This is a genomic window from Thermus aquaticus (genome assembly GCF_001280255.1).
GTDB classification, from domain to species: Bacteria; Deinococcota; Deinococci; order Deinococcales; family Thermaceae; genus Thermus; species Thermus aquaticus.
Genome location: NZ_LHCI01000088.1, coordinates 1 through 612, shown reverse-complemented (window position 1 = coordinate 612; position 612 = coordinate 1). Strand labels below are relative to the sequence as shown.

Annotated in this window: 1 protein-coding gene; it reads left to right on the top strand. The window is 68.0% G+C overall.

Features of this window, described 5'->3' with window-relative positions; translation table 11 throughout:
- On the top strand, positions 1-480 hold a 480-nt coding region (locus tag BVI061214_RS13100; protein ID WP_162207992.1), incomplete at its 5' end, for a hypothetical protein.
- Positions 481-612 lie beyond the last annotated feature (132 nt).

Here is a 612-nt window from a genome sequence, read left to right as displayed (position 1 = left end):
GGCAAATACTTGGGGCTCGCTCAAGCCCAAAGCCCCGGGTACCAGGACCAACTCTTCGCCCTCAAGGAAACGGGCGGGGCGGACTGGAACGTGAGCTTCCTGGCCCCCTGGGCCACGGGCCAGTTCTCGGTGAGCGGGGACACCCTCACCTTCAACCACCCCCAGGCCCAGGCCTACGGCTTCTCTGCCTATGGCTTCTTGGAGGACTCCGACACGGGCTCCCCTCTCCAGGTGGAGATCACCCTCTACGGGGGCGGGAGCGCCAGCTACACCGTGCCCGTGGTGCCGGGGCTCTCCTACAGGCTGGCGGACCCCGCTACCCGGAGCGTGAGCTTCTCCTTGAACGCTTCCCGGGGCGACCCCGCTCGCTTCCAGAATCTCCTAGTAGGAGGGTTCTCCGAAAGCGCCCTGGCGGGCCTGGACCTCTCTTGGGCCCAGCGGACAGGGAGCTTCACCGGCTCCAGCTACACCCTCCCCTAGGGGAAGGAGGCTTCCGCCCCTGGCCCAGGACCAGGGGCGGTTTTCCCTTTCCCCTTTGGCGCTCCCTGGAACCGGCCCTAGGGCCCCTGGGGGCGGCTTCCTACCTCAGGACGGGCAGGGCTTCCAGGGCGA